22 protein-coding genes and 1 pseudogene are annotated in these 19,763 nt (G+C 67.9%); 21 read left to right on the plus strand and 2 right to left on the minus strand.

The annotated features are described in order from the left end of the window. The 7 genes from alaS to ACRDTL_RS01365 all read left to right on the plus strand — a co-directional run. Window positions 1–2,556, plus strand: a 2,556-nt coding sequence (gene alaS, locus ACRDTL_RS01335; protein ID WP_431504924.1) for an alanine--tRNA ligase, incomplete at its 5' end; no start/stop codon positions are given. After that, a complete protein-coding gene (gene ruvX, locus ACRDTL_RS01340) occupies window positions 2,557–3,057 on the plus strand; it encodes a Holliday junction resolvase RuvX (RefSeq protein ID WP_431504925.1) in 501 nt (166 codons plus the stop codon). Then, entirely contained in the window at window positions 3,050–4,300 is a 1,251-nt protein-coding gene (locus tag ACRDTL_RS01345) for an endolytic transglycosylase MltG (protein ID WP_431504926.1), read from the plus strand. Before ruvX ends, ACRDTL_RS01345 begins: the two co-directional genes overlap by 8 nt. After that, window positions 4,278–5,084 carry a shikimate dehydrogenase gene (locus ACRDTL_RS01350; RefSeq protein ID WP_431504927.1) on the plus strand — a complete coding sequence of 269 codons (807 nt, stop codon included), beginning with the start codon at window positions 4,278–4,280 and terminating at the stop codon, window positions 5,082–5,084. Before ACRDTL_RS01345 ends, ACRDTL_RS01350 begins: the two co-directional genes overlap by 23 nt. Window positions 5,085–5,094: 10 nt before the next feature. Then, on the plus strand, window positions 5,095–5,511 hold the full coding sequence (locus ACRDTL_RS01355) for an A24 family peptidase (protein WP_431504928.1): 417 nt from the start codon (window positions 5,095–5,097) through the stop codon (window positions 5,509–5,511). Window positions 5,512–5,552: 41 nt separating this feature from the next. Continuing rightward, window positions 5,553–5,792 (plus strand): hypothetical protein, encoded by a 240-nt coding sequence (locus ACRDTL_RS01360; protein WP_431504929.1) that lies wholly within the window; start codon window positions 5,553–5,555, stop codon window positions 5,790–5,792. Continuing rightward, window positions 5,780–6,133, plus strand: a complete 354-nt coding sequence (locus ACRDTL_RS01365; protein ID WP_431504930.1) for a type II toxin-antitoxin system PemK/MazF family toxin — start codon at window positions 5,780–5,782, stop codon at window positions 6,131–6,133. The genes ACRDTL_RS01360 and ACRDTL_RS01365 overlap by 13 nt, the downstream gene beginning before the upstream one ends. A gap of 8 nt (window positions 6,134–6,141) precedes the next feature. Here ACRDTL_RS01365 and ACRDTL_RS01370 read toward each other — a convergent pair whose 3' ends face one another. After that, window positions 6,142–6,732 (minus strand): TetR-like C-terminal domain-containing protein, encoded by a 591-nt coding sequence (locus ACRDTL_RS01370; RefSeq protein ID WP_431504931.1) that lies wholly within the window; start codon window positions 6,730–6,732, stop codon window positions 6,142–6,144. A gap of 110 nt (window positions 6,733–6,842) precedes the next feature. On the opposite strand from ACRDTL_RS01370, the pseudogene ACRDTL_RS01375 reads away from it, so the two are divergent. The 6 genes and pseudogenes from ACRDTL_RS01375 (at window position 6,843) to aroQ (ending at window position 11,211) form a co-directional block, all read left to right on the plus strand. Next, a pseudogene (locus ACRDTL_RS01375) lies at window positions 6,843–7,318 on the plus strand (DUF1772 domain-containing protein). A 95-nt stretch (window positions 7,319–7,413) separates the two neighbouring features. Beyond that, window positions 7,414–7,743, plus strand: coding sequence for a nitroreductase/quinone reductase family protein (locus ACRDTL_RS01380; RefSeq protein WP_431504932.1), 330 nt, complete (start codon window positions 7,414–7,416; stop codon window positions 7,741–7,743). A 155-nt stretch (window positions 7,744–7,898) separates the two neighbouring features. Further along, entirely contained in the window at window positions 7,899–9,113 is a 1,215-nt protein-coding gene (gene aroC, locus ACRDTL_RS01385) for a chorismate synthase (RefSeq protein WP_431504933.1), read from the plus strand. A gap of 6 nt (window positions 9,114–9,119) precedes the next feature. Beyond that, window positions 9,120–9,701 (plus strand): shikimate kinase, encoded by a 582-nt coding sequence (locus ACRDTL_RS01390; RefSeq protein WP_431504934.1) that lies wholly within the window; start codon window positions 9,120–9,122, stop codon window positions 9,699–9,701. After that, window positions 9,698–10,786, plus strand: coding sequence for a 3-dehydroquinate synthase (gene aroB, locus ACRDTL_RS01395; RefSeq protein ID WP_431504935.1), 1,089 nt, complete (start codon window positions 9,698–9,700; stop codon window positions 10,784–10,786). Before ACRDTL_RS01390 ends, aroB begins: the two co-directional genes overlap by 4 nt. Then, a complete protein-coding gene (aroQ, locus tag ACRDTL_RS01400; protein ID WP_431504936.1) occupies window positions 10,783–11,211 on the plus strand; it encodes a type II 3-dehydroquinate dehydratase in 429 nt (142 codons plus the stop codon). The genes aroB and aroQ overlap by 4 nt, the downstream gene beginning before the upstream one ends. A gap of 13 nt (window positions 11,212–11,224) precedes the next feature. Here aroQ and ACRDTL_RS01405 read toward each other — a convergent pair whose 3' ends face one another. Next, window positions 11,225–11,872 carry a B-4DMT family transporter gene (locus ACRDTL_RS01405; RefSeq protein ID WP_431504937.1) on the minus strand — a complete coding sequence of 216 codons (648 nt, stop codon included), beginning with the start codon at window positions 11,870–11,872 and terminating at the stop codon, window positions 11,225–11,227. Window positions 11,873–11,906: 34 nt separating this feature from the next. Here ACRDTL_RS01405 and ACRDTL_RS01410 point away from each other — a divergent pair, with 34 nt between their 5' ends. The 8 genes from ACRDTL_RS01410 (at window position 11,907) to ACRDTL_RS01445 (ending at window position 19,714) form a co-directional block, all read left to right on the plus strand. Beyond that, complete coding sequence (locus ACRDTL_RS01410; RefSeq protein ID WP_431504938.1) at window positions 11,907–13,022, plus strand: M24 family metallopeptidase; 1,116 nt, start codon at window positions 11,907–11,909, stop codon at window positions 13,020–13,022. Window positions 13,023–13,036: 14 nt separating this feature from the next. After that, entirely contained in the window at window positions 13,037–13,594 is a 558-nt protein-coding gene (gene efp / locus ACRDTL_RS01415; RefSeq protein WP_431504939.1) for an elongation factor P, read from the plus strand. A 2-nt stretch (window positions 13,595–13,596) separates the two neighbouring features. Then, window positions 13,597–14,094, plus strand: coding sequence for a transcription antitermination factor NusB (gene nusB / locus ACRDTL_RS01420; protein ID WP_431504959.1), 498 nt, complete (start codon window positions 13,597–13,599; stop codon window positions 14,092–14,094). Beyond that, window positions 14,091–14,474, plus strand: a complete 384-nt coding sequence (locus tag ACRDTL_RS01425) for an antitermination protein NusB (RefSeq protein WP_431504940.1) — start codon at window positions 14,091–14,093, stop codon at window positions 14,472–14,474. The genes nusB and ACRDTL_RS01425 overlap by 4 nt, the downstream gene beginning before the upstream one ends. 51 nt (window positions 14,475–14,525) lie before the next feature. Further along, window positions 14,526–17,327: an aminotransferase class I/II-fold pyridoxal phosphate-dependent enzyme gene (locus ACRDTL_RS01430; protein ID WP_431504941.1), complete on the plus strand. Its 2,802-nt coding sequence runs from the start codon at window positions 14,526–14,528 to the stop codon at window positions 17,325–17,327. Between the two features lie 215 nt (window positions 17,328–17,542). Continuing rightward, complete coding sequence (locus tag ACRDTL_RS01435; RefSeq protein ID WP_431504942.1) at window positions 17,543–17,908, plus strand: hypothetical protein; 366 nt, start codon at window positions 17,543–17,545, stop codon at window positions 17,906–17,908. Window positions 17,909–17,948: 40 nt separating this feature from the next. Next, window positions 17,949–18,515, plus strand: coding sequence for a TetR/AcrR family transcriptional regulator (locus tag ACRDTL_RS01440; RefSeq protein ID WP_431504943.1), 567 nt, complete (start codon window positions 17,949–17,951; stop codon window positions 18,513–18,515). A 32-nt stretch (window positions 18,516–18,547) separates the two neighbouring features. Continuing rightward, the gene (locus ACRDTL_RS01445; RefSeq protein WP_431504944.1) at window positions 18,548–19,714 is read left to right on the plus strand and encodes an acyl-CoA dehydrogenase; all 1,167 of its coding nucleotides are present in this window, start codon (window positions 18,548–18,550) and stop codon (window positions 19,712–19,714) included. Window positions 19,715–19,763 lie beyond the last annotated feature (49 nt).

A 19,763-nucleotide genomic window follows, 5' to 3' on the forward strand; every position in this document is an offset into this window, starting at 1 on the left:
CGCACCCCGCCGTACGCGACAGCCACCAGCATCCAAAAATGCATCCGCACTCCGGATATCGACGAAGTGGGGATCACCACCCGGCACAACACGTTTTTTCAGATGGCCGGCAATTTCTCGTTCGGCGACTATTTCAAGCACGGCGCAATCGAGCTGGCCTGGGCGTTGCTCACGAAAAACGTCGCCGACGGCGGATACGGGCTGGATCCGGAAAGAATGTGGGCCACAGTCTATTTCGAATACGAGGAAGCTGTGCAGCTGTGGCAGGAGGTCGCCGGGCTGCCGGCCGAGCGAATCCAGCGTCGCGGCATGGCCGACAACTACTGGTCGATGGGCATTCCCGGGCCGTGCGGGCCGTCATCGGAGATCTACTACGACCGAGGGGCGGATTACGGCCCCGGGGGCGGTCCGGCGGCCAGCGAAGAACGCTACGTCGAGCTGTGGAACCTGGTGTTCATGCAGAGCGAACGCGGCGAAGGCACCACCAAAACCGACTTCGAGATCCTCGGGCCGTTGCCGCGCAAGAACATCGACACCGGCATGGGTGTCGAGCGGGTTGCGTTCGTGCTGCAGGGCGTCCACAACGTCTACGAAACCGACCTGCTGCGGCCGATGATCGCCACCGTCGCCGCGCGCGCACCCCGCGGGTATGACACCGGCAACCACGAGGACGACGTGCGCTACCGCATCATCGCCGACCACAGCCGCACCGCCGCCATCCTGATCGGCGACGGCGTCAGTCCCGGCAACGACGGCCGCGGCTACGTGTTGCGCCGGCTGCTGCGCCGGGTGATCCGCTCGGCCAAACTGCTCGGCATCGACGGCCCGATCGTCGGCGGCCTGATGGCCACCGTGCGCGACGCGATGGGCCCGTCATACCCCGAACTGGTCACCGACTTCGACCGAATCACCCGGATCGCGGTGGCCGAGGAGACCGCGTTCAACCGCACCCTGGCGTCCGGCTCGCGGTTATTCGACGAGGCGGCCGGGGCGACCAAGGCATCCGGCGCCACCGTGCTGTCCGGGGCGGATGCGTTCACGCTGCACGACACCTACGGTTTCCCGATCGAGCTCACGCTCGAGATGGCCGCCGAAGCCGGCCTGCAGGTCGACGAAATCGGCTTCCGCGAGCTGATGGCCGAGCAGCGCCGCCGCGCCAAGGCCGACGCCGACGCGCGCAAACACGCCCACGCCGACCTGAGCGCCTACCGGGAGCTGGTCGACGCGGGGCCCACCGAGTTCACCGGTTTCGACGAGTTGGCCTCGGAAGCGCGGATACTGGGCATCTTCGTCGACGGCAAGCGGGTGCCGGTGGTGTCGCATGGCCCAGAAGGGGGAGTCGGTGCCGTCGAACTGGTGTTGGACCGCACCCCGCTCTACGCCGAGTCGGGCGGGCAGGTCGCCGACGAGGGCACCATCAGCGGGACCGGCGCCGGCGAGAGCGCCAGGGCAGCCGTCACCGACGTGCAGAAGATCGCCAAGACCCTGTGGCTGCACCGCGTCAACGTGGAATCCGGCGAGTTCGTCGAGGGCGACACCGTCGTCGCGGCGGCCGACCCGGGCTGGCGCAAAGGCGCCACGCAAGGGCACTCGGGCACCCACATGGTGCACGCCGCGCTGCGGCAAGTGCTGGGCCCCAACGCCGTTCAGGCCGGCTCGTTGAACCGGCCGGGATATCTGCGCTTCGACTTCAACTGGCAGGGGCCGTTGACGGAGGAGCAGCGCACCGAGATCGAAGAGGTGACCAACCAGGCCGTGCAGGCCGACTTCGAGGTGCACACCTTCACCGAACAGCTGGAGGCGGCGAAGGTGATGGGCGCGTTGGCGCTGTTCGGGGAGAGCTATCCGGACCAGGTGCGGGTCGTCGAGATCGGCGGACCGTTCTCGCTGGAGCTGTGCGGTGGCACCCACGTGCATAACTCGGCGCAGATCGGCCCGGTGACGATCCTCGGTGAAGCCTCGGTGGGTTCCGGGGTGCGCCGGGTGGAGGCCTACGTCGGGCTTGAGTCGTTCAAGCACCTGGCCAGGGAGCGCGCGCTGATGGCCGGGCTGGCGTCGTCGCTGAAGGTGCCCTCCGAGGAGGTGCCCGCCCGGGTGGCCAACCTGGTCGAGCGGCTGCGGGCCGCTGAGAAGGAACTCGAACGCACCCGGCTGGCGGATGCGCGGGCGGTGGCGGTCAATGCCGCGGCGGGGGCGCAGCGGATCGGTAACGTGCGGGTGGTGACGCAACGGATGTCGGCCGGGATGGCGGCCGCCGATTTGCGCTCACTCGTCGGCGACATCCGCGGGAAACTCGGCAGCGATCCCGCGGTCGTCGTGTTGATCGCCGAGGGTTTACCGGATAACGGGGCCGACACCGTGCCCTACGCCGTCGCCGCCAACCCGGCGGCGCAGGGGCTGGGGCTTCGCGCCGACGATCTGGTCAAGCAGCTGGCGGCGGCGGTTGACGGCCGCGGTGGAGGGAAGGCCGACTTGGCGCAGGGCTCGGGCAAGAATCCATCGGGTATCGACGCGGCACTCGACGCGGTTCGTGCAGAAATAGCGCGGGTCGGCTGAGTGGACACGGCAGCGCACCGCTTGCCCGACCGGCCCGGCGGGGACGACCCCGGACGCGGACGCCGGCTCGGCATCGACGTGGGCAGTGTGCGCATCGGCGTGGCCGCCAGTGACCCGGACGGCATCCTGGCCACCCCGGTGGAGACCGTTCGCCGCGACCGCACCGGCAGTCATCTGCGCCGGCTGGCCGCGCTGGTTGCCGATCTGGGCGCGGTCGAGGTGGTCGTCGGGCTGCCGCGAACCCTGGCCGATCGCACCGGCCCGTCGGCTCGCGACGCGATCGAGCTGTCCGAGGCACTGGCCCACCGGATCGCACCGATCCCGGTGCGGCTGGCCGACGAGCGGCTGACCACGGTGGCCGCGCAGCGATCGCTGCGCCAGGCCGGGGTGCGGGCCAAGGGCCAGCGCGCGGTCATCGACCAGGCGGCGGCGGTGGCGATCCTGCAAGGCTGGCTCGACCAACGCCGCGTCGCGCTCACCGGGGAGGTCAACGGTGCGTGACGGCACCGGCCGCGGCGGGTCGCCACGAGCCCAACCCGTGGCGGTCGGGCCGCCGCGCCACCGTCGGAGCCGCGCCGAGCGGATCCGTGCCGAGCGTGCCCGACGGCGCCGGCGCCTGGCGGCCGGATTGGCCACCACACTGCTCGCCGTGGTGGTGGTGGCGGCCGTCTTCGTCGGCTCCAAGCTCTGGCACAGCTTCGGTTCGCAAAACGACTACCGGGGCAGCGGTAAGCGCGACATCGTGATTCAGGTGCATGCCGGCGACTCGACCACTGCGATCGGGGAGACGCTGCACGACCAGAACGTGGTCCGCACGGTCAAGGCGTTCATCGAAGCGGCGCATGACAACTCCGCGATTTCGGCGATCCAGCCCGGCTACTACCGGCTGCGTACCGAAATCCCGGCGTCGTCGGCCGTTGAGCGGCTCGTCGATCCCGGCAACCGGGTGGGCAAGCTGGTCATCCCCGAGGGCCGCCAACTCGACGACACCACCGACGTGAAGACCAACGCCGTGACGCCGGGGATTTTCACCCTGATTTCGCGGGCCACCTGCGTGGACCTCGACGGCGACCAGCGCTGCGCTTCGGTGAGCGACCTGCGGGGGGCGGCCGGCAGTACGCCGCCACGGATGCTGGCGGTGCCCAGTTGGGCCGTCGAGCAGGTTACCCGGATGGGCACCGATCACCGCCGCATCGAGGGGCTGATCGCGCCGGGGACGTTCAACGTCAACCCGTCGGCCTCACCAGAGCAGATCTTGTCCACGCTGATCAGCACCAGCGCGGTCGAGTATGTGAAGTCCGGGCTACTGGATACCGCCAAGACGATGGACATGCCGGCCTACGACGTGCTCGTGGTGGCGTCGCTGGTGCAGCGCGAAGCCACGCCGCAAGATTTCCCGAAGGTCGCCCAGGTCATCTACAACCGGCTGGCCGAGCACCGCACGCTGGAGTTCGACTCCACCGTGAACTATCCACTGGACCGGCAAGAAGTGGCGACCACCGACGCCGACCGCGAGCAGCGCACGCCGTGGAACACCTATATGTCCGAGGGGCTGCCGGCCACACCGATCTGTTCGCCGGGCACCGATGCGCTCGGCGCCGCCGAGCACCCCCAGCCCGGCGACTGGTTGTATTTCGTCACCATCGACCCGCAGGGCACGACGCTGTTCACCCGCGATTACCAACAGCACCTGGCGAACATCGAGCTGGCCAAGCACAACGGTGTCCTCGACAGCGCGCGTTAGGAAGGCCGGCGTGCTCGGCTCGCCGATCGCGCATTCACGCTCGCCGCAACTGCACCTGGCCGCCTACCGCGCGCTGGGCCTGCACGACTGGACCTACGAGCGCATCGAGTGCGGCGCCGACGAACTGCCCGCGGTGGTCGGCGGCTTCGGGCCGGAGTGGGTCGGGGTCTCGGTGACGATGCCCGGCAAGTTCGCGGCGCTGGCCTTCGCCGACGAGCGCACCGCGCGCGCCGAACTGGTCGGCTCGGCCAACACCCTGGTGCGCACGCCGCGCGGTTGGCGGGCCGACAACACCGACATTGACGGTGTGACGGGCGCGCTGGGCGCGGCCTCGGGGCACGCGGTGGTATGCGGGTCCGGCGGCACCGCACCGGCTGTCGTGGTGGGGCTGGCCGAGCTGGGCGTCGGCGTCATCACCGTCGTCGCGCGCAACCCCGACAAGGCCGCCCGATTGGTGGAGTTGGGCGGCCGGGCCGGGGTGGCGGTTGGGTTCTGCGAGCTGGACAGCGCTGCGCTGGCGGATGAGATGGCAACCGCGGCGGTGCTGGTCAACACGCTGCCGGCCGAGGTGGCGGCACGGTATGCCGAGACGCTCGCGCGGGCGCCGGTGGTGTTGGATGCGATTTACGATCCCTGGCCGACGCCGCTGGCCACGGCGGTGACCGCGGCGGGCGGCCGGGTGATCGGCGGGTTGCAGATGCTGCTGCATCAGGCGTTCAAGCAGGTCGAATTATTCACAGGGTTGCCCGCGCCGCGAGCGGCGATGGCGGTGGCGCTGGGTTAATCTGCCTCGCATGCTGGCGGCGGCGGTGCTGTGGATGGGCGCGCTGAGCGGCTACGACATCGCGCGGCGGCGGTTACCCAACTGGCTGACGCTGCCGGGGGCGGGCGCGATCCTGGTATCCGCCGGCGTTGCCGGGCGCGGGGTGCCGGCGCTGATGGGAGCGGCCGCGCTGGCTGCGGTGTATCTGGTCGTGCATCTGGCGACACCGACGGCGATGGGCGCCGGGGATGTGAAGCTCGCGCTCGGTCTGGGCGCGTTGACCGGCTGCTTCGGTGTCGACGTCTGGTTGCTTGCGGCGCTCGGCGCGCCGTTGCTGACCGTGGTGCTCGGGGTTATCGCGTGGGCGTCGCGCATGGGGCCGACGGTGCCGCACGGGCCGTCGATGTGTGTGGCCAGCGCGGCGGCGGCGGGTTTGGCGGTCTGGTGACGTCGTCAACGCGTTTGTTTACATCCTTGTATACTAGATTCATGCTGCGTGTGAGCGATGAGACCCGCGAACAGGTTCTGCGGATCGGGCGTGAGGAGTTCGGTGGCGCATCGGCTGATGAAACGATCCGCCAGCTCATCGATGAGCATTGGAAGGCGGCCGCTGTTTCGGCCGTCCGCCGGTACCGCGAAAGCAATCCAGAAGGCTGGGCGAATTACGTCGCTGAGGCCGAGGATTGGTCGAGAGTAGAGGCGCCGGTTAACGATGAATGGACGCAGTGAGGCAGCGGGCGCGCATCGAGCCTGGGCAGGTCTGGTTTGTCGACTTTGATCCTGTGCGCGGCCGTGAGCAGGGCAAGGACCGGCCGGCGCTGGTAGTCTCGTCGCGCTTTCACCTAGACCTGACGATGGGCCAGCTGATCTGCGTGCTGCCGTTGACCAGTGTCGAACGCGCCGGATGGGTGCATCGGGTACCCGTCAGTTCAGGTGGCGGTTGGGTGATCACCGAGCAGATCCGCACAGTGTCGGCCGAGCGGTTCCGCCGATACGCACCGGAGATCCAGCTATCCCCCGCGGAGCTGAACGAGGTGCGGCACCTATTGGCCCAAATGCTGATCGCCTAAGTGGCTGCTTAGCGCATCGTTTCGTGTTGGGAGGAAAGTTGAGCGATCAGAAGGTCGAGGCGGTCGGCGTCGTAGCTTGGACGCAGCCGGCGATTGCGGGTGAGGGTGATCAGTCCGTGCAGCGCTGACCAGAGCACCTCGGCGAGTGTGTCTGCGTCTTGGTGCTCTGCAAGTGCGGTAACCACGTTGCGTAGCTCGGTGAATGCCGCTTCCAATTCGGGCGGCGTGTCTTCGGCGGCGAAGTGCAATGTGGTCGAGCGGGTGAACATCGCGTCGTAAAGCGCCGGGTTTTGTCGGGCAAAGTCGACATAGGCACGCGCGAGCTCTCTTAGCGCGTCGGTGGTCGTCGCGGCGCCGGTGCGCGCGGTGTGCAGTGTCTCGGCGAGTTCGCCGAATCCGTCGATGGCGACGGCCTGCGCGAGCTGATCCATGTTGGCGAAGTGCGCATAGAGAACGGGCTGGCTGTACTCGATCTCGGCGGACAGCCGACGCGTGGTGACGACATCCCACCCTTCGGCTTCGGCCAGCTGGCGCGCCGTTGTGATAATCAGCCGGCGTCGCGCAGCTCGCTCGCGCGCACGACGGTCCTCGATAGGCATACGCGACGATAGCATCGCTAGAACCACTAACACTGCTATTGGCATCGCTCGGCGACCATGGTTAGCATCGCTAGCATTACTAGCAGCGAACAAAGGCAGGAGGCTCTGACATGTCCTTGACGCAATTCACGCAGCTCGCGGCACTGATCGCCGTCATGGGCACCGCGGTGGTCTACGGCACCGACGTGTTCTGCGCGATGGTGTTGCGACCCGCGTTGGCCCGCGTTGACGATCGGGCACTGGGCGCGGTGACCGGGTTTGTGCACCGCTACGCCGACCGGCGAATGCCCGTGCCGGGGCAATCGGTGTCGTCGCGGCCGCCGCAAGCACCGCACTAGCTGCGCTCGCCGCGCATTGGGCTCAGGCCATCCCGGCCGGTGTCGCCGTTGTGCTGCTGTTGGTCCACCTGCTGCTCTACACCCGCGTGAGTGCGCCGATCAACCGACAGCTCACCGCCGCCGCTGAGAGCGGCCACGTGTTGCCGCATGTGCGTGTGCTGCAGGCTAATTGGGACCGGATCATCAACGCTCGCGCCATCCTGCAGGGTCTCGCACTCGCCGCGCTGTGCCTCACGTTGATCGCCTGACCCGGGCGGCCAGCGACTCCTTCCCGCGCCGTTTCACACCCGAAAGGACAGCCGTAACCGTGACTATGCAACCGAAAACACTTGGACGACTACTGATGCGCGCCGCGCCTCTGTTGAACGCGCCGGTGGCCGCGATGGCCAGATGTCCTGGCTTCGACAAGCTGGTGAATCGCAATATCACGATGCTCACCTATACGGGCCGGCGTTCCGGGCGCGAGTACGGCATCCCGGTGGCATACCGCCGCTCGGGCGACGATGTCATCGTCAACGCCAACATGCCCGAGGCGAAGACCTGGTGGCGGAACTTCGTTGGCGGCGGGGCGCCGCTGACGTTGCGCCTCGACGGGACCGAACGCGTCGGGCACGCTGTCGCCAATCGCGACGAAAAGGGGCGCGTCACCGTCACGGTGCGACTGGTCAACTGAACGACCTTCGGCGTCGAGGTGCGGTTTCTGGCGGCGCTGGGCGCGCCGAACGTGTAGCCACTGCGAAATTTCGGCGGGTTTTTCGCAGCAGTTTCACGTTCGGCGTCCCGGTCGGCTTTAGGCGATGCCAGAGCCCACGTGGGAAGATGGGACCCGTGTTGCGATGGACCACTGCCGGTGAATCCCACGGCCGCGCGCTGGTGGCCGTGCTGGAAGGCATGGTCGCCGGGGTGGCCGTGACCTCGGGCGACATCGCCGACCAGTTGGCCCGTCGCCGCCTCGGTTACGGTCGCGGCGCCCGGATGAAGTTCGAACGCGACCAGGTCACCGTGCTGGCCGGGGTGCGGCACGGCAGCACGCTGGGCGGACCGATCGCCGTCGAGATCGCCAACACCGAATGGCCCAAGTGGGAAGACGTGATGGCCGCCGACCCGGTCGACCCGGCCGAACTCGATGTGGCCCGCAATGCACCGCTGACCCGGCCGCGCCCCGGCCACGCCGACTACGCCGGCATGCTCAAGTACGGATTCGACGACGCTCGCCCGGTGCTGGAGCGGGCCAGCGCTCGCGAGACCGCGGCCAGAGTCGCCGTCGGGACCATTGCCAGGCTGTTTCTTCGGCAAGCGCTCGGCGTCGAGGTGCTCTCCCATGTCGTTTCGATCGGTGCGTCGGCACCTTACGATGGCCCGCCGCCGGCAGCCGAGGACCTGTCCGCCATCGATGCCAGTCCAGTCCGGGCCTTCGACGGCGCGGCCGAGAAGTCCATGATCGCCGAGATCGAAGCCGCCAAGAAGGACGGCGATACCCTCGGCGGCGTGGTGGAGGCCGTCGCGGTGGGCCTGCCGGTCGGTCTCGGGTCGTTCACCAGCGGCGACAACCGGCTGGACAGCCAGCTGGCGGCGGCGGTGATGGGCATCCAGGCGATCAAGGGCGTGGAGATCGGTGACGGGTTCGAGACCGCGCGGCGCCGCGGCAGCCGCGCTCACGACGAGATGTACCCCGGGCCCGATGGCGTCGTCCGCTCGACCAACCGGGCCGGCGGGCTGGAAGGCGGCATGACCAACGGCCAGCCGTTGCGGGTGCGTGCGGCGATGAAGCCGATCTCCACCGTGCCACGGGCACTGGCCACCGTCGACATGGCGACCGGTGACGAGGCCGTCGCCATCCACCAACGCTCCGACGTGTGCGCGGTGCCGGCCGCCGGCGTGGTGGTCGAGACCATGGTGGCGCTGGTACTCGCCCGCGCGGCGCTGGAGAAGTTCGGCGGCGACTCGCTCGCCGAGACCCGCCGTAACATCGAGGCCTACTTGCGCTCGGTTTCCGAACATGAACCGGTCACCGAAGTCCGGGCCCGGTCTATCGGGGGATGACCGCGCATGGCACCCAAGGCCGTACTGGTGGGACTGCCCGGGTCGGGCAAGTCCACGATCGGGCGACGACTGGCCAAGGCGCTCGGGGTCGAGTTGGTCGACACCGACATGGCGATCGAACAGCAGACCGGACGCAGCATCGCCGACATCTTCGCTACCGACGGGGAAAAGGAGTTCCGCCGTATCGAGGAGCGGGTGGTGCGCCAGGCTCTGCACGAGCACGACGGGATCCTGTCACTCGGCGGGGGGGCCATCACCACCCCGGGCGTGCGGGCCGCGCTGGCCGGCCACACCGTCGTCTTCTTAGAGATCACCGCTGCCGAAGGGGTGCGGCGCACCGGCGGCAACACCGTCCGGCCGCTGCTGGCCGGCGGCGACCGCGTCGAGAAGTTCCGCGCCCTGATGTCGCAGCGGGTTCCGCTGTACCGGCGAGTCGCGACCATCCGGGTGAACACCAACCGCCGCAGCCCCGGCGCCCTCGTCGGCTACATCGTGTCGCGGCTGCAGGACCGACAATCGCGTCGCGCTCCCACCCCGGCCGCGCTGGCTGCGCTGGCCGCCGCGCGCCGCGCCGAGGCGGACAAATGACCGACACGGCCGCACCGGTCACCGTGCAGGTGGCGGTCGACCCGCCCTACCCGGTGGTGATCGGCACCGGGCTGCTGGGCGAGCTCGACGAGATGCTCGCCGGCCGGCATCGGGTCGCGATCCTGCATCAGCCGGTGCTGACGGCCACCGCAGAGGCGATCCGAAGCCGCTTGGCGGACAAAGGTGTTGACGCACATCGCATCGAGATACCGGACGCCGAAGCCGGTAAAGACCTGCCGGTTGTCGGATTCATTTGGGAAGTGTTGGGCCGCATCGGGGTCGGCCGCAAAGACGCGTTGGTCAGCCTCGGCGGCGGAGCCGCCACCGATGTCGCCGGCTTCGCCGCGGCGACCTGGCTGCGCGGGGTGTCGATCGTGCACGTACCCACGACGCTACTGGGCATGGTCGACGCCGCGATCGGCGGTAAGACCGGAATCAACACCGATGCCGGCAAGAACCTGGTCGGTGCATTCCACCAACCAGCCGCCGTGCTCGCCGATCTAACCACCCTGGAGACGTTGCCGCGCAACGAAATCGTCGCCGGGATGGCCGAAGTCGTGAAGGCCGGTTTCATCGCAGATCCAGTGATCCTCAATCTGATCGAAGCCGATCCGCGAGCCGCGCTGAATCCTGCCGGCGACGTACTGCCCGAGCTGATCCGGCGGGCGGTCACGGTCAAGGCCGAGGTGGTCGCCGCCGACGAGAAGGAATCGCAACTCCGCGAAATCCTCAACTATGGGCACACATTGGGGCACGCGATCGAGCGCCGGGAACGCTACCAATGGCGGCACGGCGCCGCGGTCTCGGTGGGCCTGGTGTTCGCTGCCGCGCTGGGCCGGCTGACGGGGCGGCTGGACGACGCGACCGCCGACCGGCACCACGCCATTCTGACGTCGCTCGGTTTACCGGTCAGTTACGACGCCGACGCGTTACCACAACTACTGGAATACATGGCCGGCGACAAGAAGACCCGTTCGGGCGTACTGCGTTTCGTGGTTCTCGACGGGCTGGCCAAACCCGGCCGGCTGGAGGGGCCGGACCCGGCGCTTCTGGCGGCGGCATATGCCGAGGTGAGTGCCGCGTGACTCGCATCAATGTCATCAACGGCCCGAATCTGGGCCGGCTGGGTCGGCGAGAGCCCGACGTGTACGGCGACACCACCCATGACGACCTGGTCGTCATGGTCGAACGGGAAGCGGCCGATCTCGGACTCAAGGTCGTTGTGCGACAAAGCGACAATGAAGCGCAACTGCTGGATTGGATTCATGCGGCCGCCGACGCCGGCGAGCCGGTGATCCTCAACGCCGGGGGGCTGACGCACACGTCGGTGGCGCTGCGCGACGCATGCACCGAGTTGACCGCCCCGCTGATCGAGGTGCATATCTCCAATGTGTATGCGCGCGAGGAGTTTCGACGGCAGTCGTATCTGAGCCCGATCGCAGCCGGGGTGATCGTCGGCCTCGGCGTGCAGGGCTACCTACTCGCCCTGCGCTACCTGTCGACGCTTTAGGCAGCGATCGCCGCTAGCCCTGATCGTCCCCGGATTTAGGCGCCCGCTTGGTCTGCTCCGAGTCGGCCTCGGTCGGGATCGCCTCGGTCGTTTCCTCGCTGTAGGCCGGAGGCACTGCGGTAGCCTCCGCCCGCTGGGCCGTAGCGGCTTCGTCGGTCGCGGTGTCGCCCGTACGGACCGCGGCGAACACGTCGGTGTCGACGCGGTCCTCACCGTCACCACCGTGGCGCGCGACGGCGGGCGGGTTGCGGTCGATCAGCCAGCGGCCCAGGGCCGCGCCGCCGACCCCGCCCAGGAACACCAGCAGCGCGGTGAATGCGGCGAACGTGGTGATCTCGTTGATCAGGCCACCGACATACAGGCCCTTGTAGACCAGGGCGATCAACCAGGTGACCACACCGCTGAGTAGCCCGGCCATCACGCCGCCCAGCAGCCATATCATCGCCAGGTCGTCGCGGCGGTCCGGGTCCGGGTTCGCCGTGGCGTCCGCGCGGCCATCGAGCACGCCCCACACCACGACGCCGGCGAGGAAGAGGATAACCAGCACGATGCTGATCACCGCAGCCTGCGTCTGCAACGCGTTGATCAACGTCCCCTGCAACAAACGGACCACGACCATCGCACCGGCGAAGGCCAGACCGCGCAGCATCCAGTTAGTCATGGGGCCACAGCGTAACCGAGTAGCGTGGCCGGGCGTGACACATTTTGGGCGTCGAGCCAATCTCGGCGCACGAATCCGCACCGCCGGACTCGACGCGATGCTGGTCACCGACCTGGTCAACGTGCGTTATCTGTCCGGTTTCACCGGGTCGAACGCGGCGCTGTTAGTGTTCGCCGACGACCGCGATCCGGTGTTGGCCACCGACGGCCGCTACCGCACCCAGGCCGCCGGGCAGGCGCCCGACCTGGAGGTGGCCATCGAGCGGGCCTGCGGGCGCCACCTGGCCGGGCGGGCCGCGGCAGCCGGCGTACGGCGACTGGGCTTCGAGAGCCACGTGGTCACCGTGGACGGCTTTGACGCCTTGGCGGATGAGCTGGGGTCGAGCGAGGCGGGCGGCACCGAACTGGTGCGCGCCGCCGGGACGGTGGAGGCGCTGCGCGAGATCAAAGACGCCGGTGAAGTGGCGTTGCTGCGGTTGGCCTGCGAGGCGGCCGACGGCGCGCTGACCAACCTGGTGGAGCACGGCGGGCTGCGGCCCGGCCTGACCGAGCGCGAGGTGAGCCGCGAGTTGGAGGCGTTGATCCTCGACTACGGCGCCGACGGGGTGTCGTTCGAGACCATCGTGGCCGCCGGGGCGAACTCGGCGATCCCGCACCACCGGGCAGGCGAAGCGGTGCTGGCCGCGGGTGACTTCGTCAAGATCGATTTCGGCGCACTGGTCGGCGGCTATCACTCCGACATGACCCGCACGTTCGTGCTGGGCCGCCCGTCTGACTGGCAACGAGAGATCTATCAACTGGTCGCCGTCGCGCAACAGGCCGGGCGGGATGCACTACAGCCGGGAACCGCCCTGGCCGACGTGGACGGCGCAGCCCGCCGGGTGATCACCGACGCCGGCCATGGCGAGCACTTCGGGCACGGCCTCGGGCACGGGGTGGGGTTGCAGATCCACGAAGCGCCGGGGATCAACGTGACGGCCGCCGGTACACTACTGGCGGGTTCCGTGGTGACCGTGGAGCCCGGTGTCTATTTGCCCGACCGGGGCGGCGTCCGCATCGAGGACACCCTGGTCGTGGCTGACGCGGGGCAAGCCCATGGAACGGGCCCGGAATTGCTGACCCGGTTCCCCAGAGAACTGGCCATCCTGTAGGAGACGCACCAACTGTGGCAACGACTGCCGACTTCAAGAACGGACTGGTGCTGGTGATCGACGGCCAGCTATGGACGATCACCGAGTTCCAGCACGTCAAACCCGGCAAGGGTCCGGCGTTCGTGCGCACCAAACTCAAGAACGTGCTGTCGGGCAAGGTGGTCGACAAGACCTACAACGCGGGCGTGAAAGTGGAAACCGCAACCGTGGATCGCCGCGACACCACCTACCTGTACCACGACGGTTCCGACTTCGTGTTCATGGACAGCGCGGACTACGAACAGCACCCGCTGCCGGAGTCGCTGGTCGGGGACGCGGCCCGGTTCTTGTTGGAGGGCATGCCGGTACAGGTCGCCTTCCACAACGGATCGCCGCTGTACATCGAGCTGCCGGTGACCGTCGAGCTCGAGGTCACCCACACCGAGCCCGGTCTGCAGGGCGACCGCTCCAGCGCCGGCACCAAGCCGGCGACGCTTCAGACCGGCGCCCAGATCAACGTGCCGCTGTTCATCAACACCGGCGACAAACTCAAGGTCGACTCACGCGATGGCAGCTACCTGGGCCGTGCGTGACCGTGGCTGAGGCCAAGCCGGCGAGGCCCGTCAAAGGGCGGCATCAGGCCCGCAAACGCGCGGTTGACCTGTTGTTCGAGGCCGAGGCCCGCGGGCTGACCCCGGTCGAGGTGGCCGACGCCCGTGCCGCGCTGGCGACCGAGAAACCGGATGTGGCTCCGCTGCACCCGTACACCCAGACCGTGGCCCGCGGGGTCAGCGAGCACGCCGCACACATCGACGACTTGATCTCCTCGCATCTGCAGGGCTGGACGCTGGAGCGGCTCCCGGCGGTGGACCGCGCAATCCTGCGGGTCGCGGTGTGGGAGTTGCTGCACGCCGACGACGTGCCGGAGCCGGTCGCCGTCGACGAGGCCGTGCAGCTGGCCAAGGAGCTGTCCACCGACGAGTCGCCCGGGTTCGTCAACGGGGTGCTCGGCCAGGTCATGCTGGTGACGCCGCAGATCCGCGCAGCGTCGGAGGCCGTCCGAGCGGCCGCGCACCCCCAACACGAGTCATGACCCGGCTGGAGGTGCGCGTCCTGGTCGCCGTCGTGCTGGCGGCGACGGTCGTGTTGGGCGCCGTCGCCTGCGCCGCATACGGACAGGCGGTGATCGCGGCGGCGCTGGCGGTTTACGCGTTGGCGGTGGGGGCGTGGCTGTATCACACGGTGCAGCGTTATGTGGTGGCCCGGCGCATCAGCACGGTTCGGACCGTGGCCAAACCGTTGCAGCCGCTGCTTCCGGTGATGGCCGCCATCATGGGGTTGACCCAGGCCGTGGTGCGCTCGTTGTCCGACGTCGCCGACGTGGCGCCGCGCCGTCGGGACCTTCCGGTCCGGCGCTGGATGGAGATCAACCGAAGTGGTTCCAAGAGTCGAGACGACGAATCCGAAGTCTGAGTCATCGACGAATCCGCCTCGCGCTGACCTGCGGCGAGACACACTAACGACATGTACCAAACCGGTGGCCGCCCGCGACGGCTTCGGGTTTCCGCGTTGGCGGCGGTGGCGAATCCGTCGTATTCGCGAATCGATACCTGGAATCTGCTCGATGACGCCTGCCATCAACTCGCCGAAAGCCGCCGTGCCGGGCTGGACACCAGCCACGAGGCGGCCCGGGTGCAGCGTCTGCTCAATCGCCTCAAGGCCTACGAACGGTACTGGCTGTACCCCGGTGCGAAGAACCTGGCAGCGTTCTGCAGGTATCTCGCCGACGGCGCGCCGGTGCGGCTGGCCGACGAGGTGTCGCTGGCCGTGCGGTTGGTGTGCGAATACGGCGACCGCACGGCGCTGTTCGACACGGCTGCGCCATTGGCCGACCAGGAGCTGGTGGCGCGGGCCAAACGGCAACAGTTCTATACCGTTTTGCTCGCCGACGATTTCCCGGAGAATGCGCCCGAGAGCCTGGCGCAAAGCTTGCGGGCCCTTCGTGACCCGTCAGACGATGTGCAGTTCGAACTGCTTGTCGTGGCGAGCATCGAGGACGCCATCACCGCGGTCGCGTTGAATGGCGAAATTCAGGCGGCGATCATCCGGCACGACCTGCCGCTGCGGTCCCGCGACCGGGTGCCGTTGATGACCACGCTGCTCGGCGGTAGCGACGATGCGGTGGCCAGCGACGTCACCCATGACTGGGTGGAATGTGGTGAGTGGATCAGGGAGCTACGGCCGCACATCGACCTTTACCTGCTCACCGACGAGTCGATCGCCGCGGAGACCGAAGACGAACCCGACGTCTACGACCGCACGTTCTACCGGCTCAACGACGTCACCGACTTGCACAGCACGGTGCTCGCCGGCATCCGGAACCGGTTCGCCACACCGTTTTTCGACGCCCTGCGGGCTTACGCCGCCGCACCGGTCGGCCAATTCCACGCTCTTCCCGTCGCGCGCGGCGCCAGCATTTTCAACTCGAAGTCGCTACAGGACATGGGCGACTTCTACGGCCGCAACATCTTCATGGCCGAGACGTCGTCGACGTCCGGTGGGCTGGACTCGCTGCTGGACCCGCACGGCACCATCAGGGTGGCGATGGACAAGGCCGCGGTGACCTGGAACGCCAATCAGACCTACTTCGTCACCAACGGGACATCGACGGCCAACAAGATCGTGGTGCAGGCGTTGACCCGGCCGGGTGACATCGTGCTGATCGATCGCAATTGTCATAAGTCGCACCATTATGGCCTGGTGCTGGCCGGGGCGTATCCCATGTATCTGGACGCCTATCCGTTGCAGCCCTTCGCGATCTATGGAGCTGTGTCACTGCGGACGATCAAGCAGGCGCTGCTTGACCTCGAGGCGGCCGGCCAGCTCGACCGGGTGCGCATGCTGCTGCTCACCAACTGCACGTTCGACGGTGTCGTCTACAACCCCCGTCGGGTGATGGAGGAGGTGCTGGCGATCAAGCCGGACATCTGCTTCCTGTGGGACGAGGCGTGGTACGCGTTCGCCACCGCGGTTCCATGGGCCCGGCAACGGACTGCGATGGTCGCTGCCGAACAGCTCGAATCGATGTTGTCGTCATCCGAATACGCTGCGGAGTACCAGAATTGGTGTGCTTCGATGGAGGGCGTCGAGCGTGGCAAGTGGAGCAAATACCGGCTGCTTCCCGACCCCAACCGCGCGCGGGTGCGGGTGTACGTGACGCATTCCACCCACAAGTCGCTCTCGGCGCTTCGGCAGGCGTCGATGATTCACATCCGCGACCAGGATTTCAAAGCGCTGACCCGCGACGCGTTCGGTGAGGCGTTTTTGACCCACACCTCGACGTCGCCGAACCAGCAACTGCTCGCATCGTTGGACCTGGCGCGCCGGCAGGTCGACATCGAGGGGTTCGAGCTGGTGCGCTACGTGTACAACATGGCCCTGGTCTTCCGCTACCGCGTCCGCAGGGATCGGCTGATCGGCAAGTGGTTCCGCATCCTCGACGAGTCCGACCTGGTGCCCGACGAGTTTCGGTCGTCTGCGGTCAGTTCCTACCGGCAGGTCAGGCAGGGCGGTTTGGCCGACTGGAACGAGGCTTGGCGGTCCGACGAGTTCGTGCTCGACCCGTCGAGGGTCACGCTTTTCGTTGGCAAGACCGGGATGAATGGTTACGACTTCCGCGAGAAAATCCTGATGGACCGGTTCGGGATCCAGATCAACAAGACCTCGATCAACAGTGTGCTGTTGATCTTCACGATCGGCGTCACCTGGTCGAGCGTGCACTACCTGCTCGACGTCTTGCGCCGGGTGGCCGCCGACTTCGAGCGCGGCCAGTGCGCGGCCAGTAAGGACGATCGCGCCCTGCAACAGCGACGGGTTGCCGAGATCACCCAGGATCTGCCCTCGCTGCCCGACTTCAGTGAGTTCGATCGCGCGTTCCGTCCCAAGGGCGCCACTTCGTTCGGCGACATGCGGTCGGCCTTCTACGCCGGATACGAACAGTCCGACCGCGAGCATGTGCTGTTGGGCGAGGCCGGGCGGCGACTCGCCGAGGGGAAGGTCCTGGTGTCCACCACTTTCGTAGTGCCCTACCCGCCCGGCTTCCCGGTACTGGTACCGGGTCAGGTGATCTCCAAGGAGATCCTCTACTTCCTTGCCGAGCTCGACGTTAAGGAAATCCACGGGTACGACCCCGAGCTCGGGTTGTCGGTCTTCACCGAGGCGGCGTTGACCCGGATAACCGCGACCAGGCGGGCGGTTGCTGCGGCGCATGGAAACGGCCAGCCGTCCGACGGGGTTGCGGCGGCAGCACCAGCCAATATCCGGTGAAGCGGTGCGGGGCGGTGTGATCGTTTACGCGTCGCTCGCCAACCGGATCCACCGGTACACGTGGCCGCATCGGCGGTCTTCAGTGAACTGATTTTCAAGACAATATTTGGCGATACCAAATCTTATTTTGAGTTGTTTCTCAGCATGCCCACAGGTAGACTCTCGTTCGTCAGGCTTGAAACCGTCGAAGCCGGCGACCAGCAATGGAGACGGCCATGCGGGCCCTTCGCCCCTACCTCATCGTCGGCGCCGCAATCGTTGGCGCCGGCGTGATCGTCGCTGTTCCGGCAACGCCACCACTGCCGGACATCCAGGTGCCTGCGGTACAGCCCGCCGATTCAGAGCTGAGCGGTTTCAATCAGCAGGACCTTTTGGGTGCGCTGGCCAACATCGAAGGTGCCATCTCGGTGCCCGACATCGGCGGACTCAATCCTGCCGGCGAATCGCCCGACCTCGGCGCCCTGTTCGGCCCGGCGATCACACCGCCGGAACTCGGCCCACTGGATCTGGGTGGACTCGACCTCGGCGGACTGGAACCGGGCACAGCCCCCGGTCCGGCCAACCCGCCGGCTGTCCCGTAGCCGTCAACGGCGTTCGCCCTGATCACTACGCTTACCAAGTGTGGCGGCTTCGCGCGGCTCGGCCAATTCCCGGCTTTCCGCGGATGACTGGATTCAGGAGGGCTTTCGAGTGCTGGCGGAGAACGGCCTCAAGGCCTTGACCATCGACCGGCTCTGCCGCCGCCTCGGCGTGACCAAGGGCAGCTTCTACTGGCATTTCAGCGATATGAAGTCCTACCGCAAGACGCTCATCGACACCTGGGCCGCGGTCCGCGACGAGGACCGCGGATATTTCGACGACCTGTCGGCCGACCCGCCCAGACGACGGCTTTCGCGGATGATGACGGCGCTGCTCGGCCCCCGGCACTGGATGCTCGAGCGCGCCATGCGGGAATGGGCGCGGTCCGAACCCACGGTCGCCCACGCGGTGCGGGCATCCGACCAGCGGGTGGTTGCTGCGGTCCGCCAGGCGTTCCTCGACGACGGCTTCGGCTCCGACGAGGCCGACATGCGCGCCAACACCACGTTCGCCGCGGGCATCGGGTTCTTACACCTGTCCGGGTCGCGACCGAGCCCGCGAGCCGCCGCCCGCCGCGAGGAGTTTCTCGACGTGATGCTGCGGCACTAAACCATACTAAAAGGTATGGTACGGTTCGGGGCATGACGGCGTCGTCGACCACCTCGCCCGGCGTTACCGCGGGGTTCGTCGCCCGACTGGCCGACCGGGCCGGCGACGCAGAACGGCTGCGCCGGTTGCCGCGGGCGACGATCGACGACTACCGGGCATCCGGGCTGGCGCGGCTGTTGCAGCCGGCGCGCTACGGCGGGCAGCAGGCGGAGTTTCCGGAGATCCTCGACGCGGTGCGGCGAATGGCGCACGGTTGCGCGTCGAGCGCCTGGACGCTGGGCTTCTACACCCTGCACAACTGGATGTTGGCGCTGCTGCCTGAGCAGGCTCAGGACGAGGTGTTCGCCGACGGACCGGTGCTGTGTCCGGCGCCGCTGGCGCCGACCGGGCGCGGCACGCCGGCCGATGGCGGCATCCGGCTGACCGGGCGGTGGTCGTGGGCAACGGGTGTGATGGACGCCGACTGGGTGCTGGTCGGCGCGATTTGCGACCCCGGCGGCACACCGTATCCGGCGCTGGCGCTGCTGCCGGCCACCGAGGTCCGGGTTGACGACGTCTGGCAGACCGCCGGGATGCGCGCCACCGGCTCCAACGACGTCGTCGTCGACGACGTGTGGGTACCGGGCCATCGTCTGGTCAACGTGATCGACATCTACAGCGGCACAACGCCTGGCGCCGCACTGCACGACGCCGCCGTGTACCGCTGGCCGATGGTGCCCGCGTTGGCGCTCACCGCCGCGATGCCGGCGCTGGGTTCCGCTGAACTGGTCGCCGACACCTATGCCCGGCGGCTAGGTGAACGAGTCCTCGCCTATTCAGGCGTGGCGCAAAAAGATCAGCCCGCCGCGCAGATACGACTCGGCGCGGCGCGGGTGCGGCTACGTGCCCTATGCGCATTGCTCGCCGACACCGTGAACCGCATCCAGGAGAGCGTTAATGGCGGGCAGAAGATTGATCGCGCGGCCCGCGCCGGCGCCCGGGTGGCGGCCGCGCACATCGTGCATGAATCCCGGGCGGTGATCGCCGATCTGCTGGAGGCCTCCGGCGCCGGCGCGCAGTTCCTGGACAACCCGCTGCAGCGCGCCAAGCGGGATGTCGACGTCATCTCCGGGCATGTGGTGTTCGACTACGACGTCGGCCGCGAACTCGCCGGTGCACTGGAGATCGGCGCCAAAGTATCGCCATTCGCCATGATCTAGCCGCCGAGCGTCACGCTGGAGTGATGCCCGGCACCGAACGTCACGCTGG

It is taken from the genome of Mycobacterium sp. (assembly GCF_050700595.1).
GTDB lineage: Bacteria > Actinomycetota > Actinomycetes > Mycobacteriales > Mycobacteriaceae > Mycobacterium.

Bases quoted from the DNA above. Each gene is read 5' to 3' on its own strand.
- ACRDTL_RS01430 (WP_431504941.1), top strand. From the start codon at position 14,526: ATGTACCAAACCGGTGGCCGCCCGCGACGGCTTCGGGTTTCCGCGTTG.
- ACRDTL_RS01445 (WP_431504944.1), top strand. From the start codon at position 18,548: ATGACGGCGTCGTCGACCACCTCGCCCGGCGTTACCGCGGGGTTCGTC.
- ACRDTL_RS01365 (WP_431504930.1), top strand. From the start codon at position 5,780: ATGGACGCAGTGAGGCAGCGGGCGCGCATCGAGCCTGGGCAGGTCTGG.
- ACRDTL_RS01405 (WP_431504937.1), bottom strand. From the start codon at position 11,872: ATGACTAACTGGATGCTGCGCGGTCTGGCCTTCGCCGGTGCGATGGTC.
- ACRDTL_RS01360 (WP_431504929.1), top strand. From the start codon at position 5,553: ATGCTGCGTGTGAGCGATGAGACCCGCGAACAGGTTCTGCGGATCGGG.
- ACRDTL_RS01425 (WP_431504940.1), top strand. From the start codon at position 14,091: ATGACCCGGCTGGAGGTGCGCGTCCTGGTCGCCGTCGTGCTGGCGGCG.
- ACRDTL_RS01355 (WP_431504928.1), top strand. From the start codon at position 5,095: ATGCTGGCGGCGGCGGTGCTGTGGATGGGCGCGCTGAGCGGCTACGAC.
- ACRDTL_RS01435 (WP_431504942.1), top strand. From the start codon at position 17,543: ATGCGGGCCCTTCGCCCCTACCTCATCGTCGGCGCCGCAATCGTTGGC.
- ACRDTL_RS01380 (WP_431504932.1), top strand. From the start codon at position 7,414: ATGCGCGCCGCGCCTCTGTTGAACGCGCCGGTGGCCGCGATGGCCAGA.
- ACRDTL_RS01370 (WP_431504931.1), bottom strand. From the start codon at position 6,732: ATGCCTATCGAGGACCGTCGTGCGCGCGAGCGAGCTGCGCGACGCCGG.
- aroB (WP_431504935.1), top strand. From the start codon at position 9,698: ATGACCGACACGGCCGCACCGGTCACCGTGCAGGTGGCGGTCGACCCG.
- ACRDTL_RS01390 (WP_431504934.1), top strand. From the start codon at position 9,120: ATGGCACCCAAGGCCGTACTGGTGGGACTGCCCGGGTCGGGCAAGTCC.